4 protein-coding genes and 1 pseudogene are annotated in these 3,318 nt (G+C 75.4%); 3 read left to right on the top strand and 2 right to left on the bottom strand.

Annotation, left to right across the window (positions count from 1 at the left end):
* On the bottom strand, window positions 1–442 hold a 442-nt coding region (locus tag DY240_RS23520), incomplete at its 3' end, for a helix-turn-helix domain-containing protein (RefSeq protein ID WP_119662174.1).
* Between the two features lie 33 nt (window positions 443–475).
* Window positions 476–1,309: an NAD(P)H-binding protein gene (locus DY240_RS23525; protein ID WP_119662175.1), complete on the bottom strand. Its 834-nt coding sequence runs from the start codon at window positions 1,307–1,309 to the stop codon at window positions 476–478.
* An 83-nt stretch (window positions 1,310–1,392) separates the two neighbouring features.
* Here DY240_RS23525 and DY240_RS23530 point away from each other — a divergent pair, with 83 nt between their 5' ends.
* The 3 genes and pseudogenes from DY240_RS23530 to DY240_RS23540 all read left to right on the top strand — a co-directional run.
* The gene (locus DY240_RS23530) at window positions 1,393–2,082 is read left to right on the top strand and encodes a LuxR C-terminal-related transcriptional regulator (protein ID WP_119662176.1); all 690 of its coding nucleotides are present in this window, start codon (window positions 1,393–1,395) and stop codon (window positions 2,080–2,082) included.
* A 479-nt stretch (window positions 2,083–2,561) separates the two neighbouring features.
* Window positions 2,562–2,933: a hypothetical protein gene (locus DY240_RS23535; RefSeq protein WP_119662177.1), complete on the top strand. Its 372-nt coding sequence runs from the start codon at window positions 2,562–2,564 to the stop codon at window positions 2,931–2,933.
* Window positions 2,930–3,318, top strand: a pseudogene (locus DY240_RS23540) (hypothetical protein); the annotation flags it as partial. The gene DY240_RS23535 and the pseudogene DY240_RS23540, both read left to right, overlap by 4 nt.

Here is a 3,318-nt window from a genome sequence, read left to right on the forward strand (position 1 = left end):
CGTGCCGCTTCGCCGCGGCGACGGCGCCCGGGTGGACGTGGCCGGCCGGACGCGTGCCGGCGGAGGCGACGGGGATCTCGCTCGCCCGCCGCCAGAGCGCCGCGGCGAGCTGAGAGCGGGCGGAGTTGGCCGTGCAGACGAACACGACGCGGCGGGCGCGCCCGGCGGCGCCCGGGACCAGGCCGTCGAGCGCACCCGGCGTGAGCCGGACGTAGCTGCGGCGGCGGTCGGCCTCGGAGCGGCCGCGGGTGAGCAGTCCCGCGGCGGCCAGCGTGTTGAGGTGGTGGGCGAGCAGGTTCGACGGCATGCCCAGGCGGGTCTGCAGCTCGCTGGGGGAGAGGTCGCCAAGGCTGAGCAGGTCGACGATGTGCAGCCGGGACGGGTCGGCCAGCGCCGCGTGCCTTGCGGCCCGCCGTTCCAGCTCGGTTCGCTCAGCGCTCATTGCCTCAATGGTCGCTGAGCTAGCTGAGGTCCGTCAAGGGACGCTGAGGCTTCGCACGGGGGTGGCGGGCCGGCCGGTGAGCGCCGCGACCTCGTCGCTCACCGCGGCCCAGCGGCCCCGTCGGATGGATTCGAGCATCGTCGCGTAGGCATGCGTCCACCAGGACGTCTCGCCGCCGTCGAGCAGCGCGGCGACGTACTCGGCCGGCGGGACGTCGACGTAGCGGGCGGCGGGGTCGACGGCGGCGACGATGTCGGCGACGCCGAGCGCCGCGGGTCCGGTGAGGTCGTGATGCGTGTTCGACGGCGGGCGCAGAGCCAGCGCGGCCAGCGCCCGCCCGACGTCGGCCCGCGCCACCAGCGAGACCCGGGCGTCGCCGGCCGGCAGCCGCACCTCGTCACCGCGTCGGGCGCCGCGGACCAGCGAGGCGAAGAACTCGGTGTACACCGAGGCCCGGGCCAGCGAGTAGCCGCAGCCGCTGGCGGCCAGCAGGTGCTCGGTGTGGCCGTTGGTGACGGCGTAGCAGAACGGCGACTCGACGTCGACGTCCAGCCCGCTCAGCGCGACGACGTGCCCGACGCCGGCGTCGGCGGCCGCTCGCACGACGTTGGCGTGGTGCAGCATGACGGTCGCCGCGTGGCCGTCGCTGGACACGAAGACCAGCGTGTCGACACCGGTCAGCGCCTTGCGCAGGGAGGCCGGGTCGCCGTAGTCAGCGGCCGCCGCCGAGACGGCGACCCCGGCCGGCGGGACGTACGTGCTCGCCTGGCGCACGAATGCGACCACGTCGTGTTCCGGCTCCGCGGCCAGCAGCCCCACGACCTGGCCGCCGACTCGTCCCGTCGCCCCGGTCACCGCGATGCGCATGGCCGCGAGCGTAGGCGACCGGCCGGCCGATCTTGACGGCGCCCGCGCCCGGGGACAGAGTGGACGGCACGGGGGGCTGTGCGATGACGTCTGTGATCCTGGTCGACGACACCACGCTGTCCCGCGACGCGCTGGCCGCCCAGCTGCGCGCCGAGGCCTGGGCCGGCGACGTCCACACCGCCGCCGACGTCGCGGCGACCGTCCGGCTGCCGCACGACCCGCGCTCCAGCGTGGTGCTCGTGCACCTGGGCTCGGTCGACGGTCTGCGGGTGCTGCGCGCCGTCCGCTCCGCCCTGCCCGACGCCCGGGTGGTCGCGATCGCCGTCCCCGACGACGGCGACGACGCCCTCGCGTGCGCGCAGAGCGGCGTCGCCGGCATCGTCCTGCGCACCGGGACGCTGCGCGACCTGGAGGCGACGGTCGAGGGCGTCGCACGCGGCGAGACGGTGTGTCCGCCGAGCGTCGTCGGTGCCCTGGTGCGGCACGTGTGCGCCGAGGCCAACGCCGTACGGGGACCGGCCGACGACGGCCGCCTGACCGCCCGCGAGCGCGAGGTGCTGGTGCTCATCGAGCAGGGCCTCACCAACAAGGAGATCGCGCGGCGGCTCGGCATCGAGCTGCGGACGGTGAAGAACCACGTGCACAACGTCCTGGAGAAGCTGCGCGTCCGGCACCGCAGCGAGGCCGCCGCCCGCCTCCGCGCCGCCCGCGTTCCGGAGCTCTCGACGCTGGTCGCGGCGTCGTCGCGGCCGGGCCTCGGGATGTCGGACTAGACGAGTGAGTCCGGTTCTCGGCGTGGTCGGCGGCGCGCCGGGGGTGTGGTGTGTTCAGCGGTGTCGCGGGGCCGGCAGGGATGCGGCACCGTGCTGGCAGCGAGGGGTTCCTCACCCGGCGTGGATGCACCTCACCCGCGGCGGGACCACGGCAGAGCGTCGATCTGGTCTCGAACCGGCCCTGACGCGAGTGAGGTGCTTCTCATCAGTGTGAGTAGCGCCCGGAGCCGACCTCGATAGCCACACTCACGCGCTACGCCCGAAGCGGCGCCCAGAACACGACTCCCGCCATCGAAGACGACCGTGCCCATCGCGGGGACTGAAGATCAAACGGACTCACTCATCGAGACGTCGGCCGCCCGGGTGCTGGTACCCGGACCGGCACCCCGTCCAGGCCCGGGACCGGTACCCGCCGGCGGCCGAATCCAGGCCCCGGCTGGTCCTGTCGCGCCGCCGTGCCGCGGTCCTAGCGTCGGGCCATGCGGCGGATCCGGATCGCGCTGGGCGAAGCGCCCGCGCAGCTGCACCGGCTGGTCGAGCAGAGCCTCGCCGGGCAGCCGGACCTCACGCTGGTCGCGGTGACCTCCGGCGAGGTCGGGCTCATGCTCGAGGCGGGACGCGCCGACGTCGTCGTGGTGGCGATGCGCCGCGGCGAGATCCCCGCGGTGGCCGAGCGGCTGCTCGACGAGTACCCGCGCCTGGGCGTCGTCTGCGTCGACGTCGAGGCCGGCAGCGGTGCGGTGTACCGGCTGCGGCCGGACCTCGAGCCGATGGCCGCGGCGTCGCCGGGCGCCATCGCGGCCGCGATCCGCAGCGCCGCCGAGGACAACGCCGCCTGGGGGTATCGATGACCATCGACGCGTACGACCTGGACTGGGTGGACGGCGACGGGCTCGGCGAGGCGCTGGCCGAGGTCCTCTCGGACGACTACGCCGACGCGGCTCCGGAGGATCTGGAGCTGGCCGTCGCCGACGTGCTGGACGAGCTGAGCCCGGCCGAGGCGTTCGGCTTCGGCAAGGCGCTGCGGCAGCTGGGCAGCGGCGCCGGGCGGCTGGTGTCCGATCCCGCGTTCGCGCAGATCGCCGGCAAGGTGCTGCCGGTCGCCGGGGGAGCGGCCGGCACCGCGATCGGCGGGCCGCTGGGCACCGCCGTGGGCACCCAGTTGGGCTCGATCGCCGCGCGCTCGCTGCCGAAAGCGCCGGCGCCGGCCGCGCCCCGGCCGGCCGCGCCCCGATC

The sequence above is a fragment of the Jiangella rhizosphaerae genome (assembly GCF_003579925.1).
GTDB classification, from domain to species: domain Bacteria; phylum Actinomycetota; class Actinomycetes; order Jiangellales; family Jiangellaceae; genus Jiangella; species Jiangella rhizosphaerae.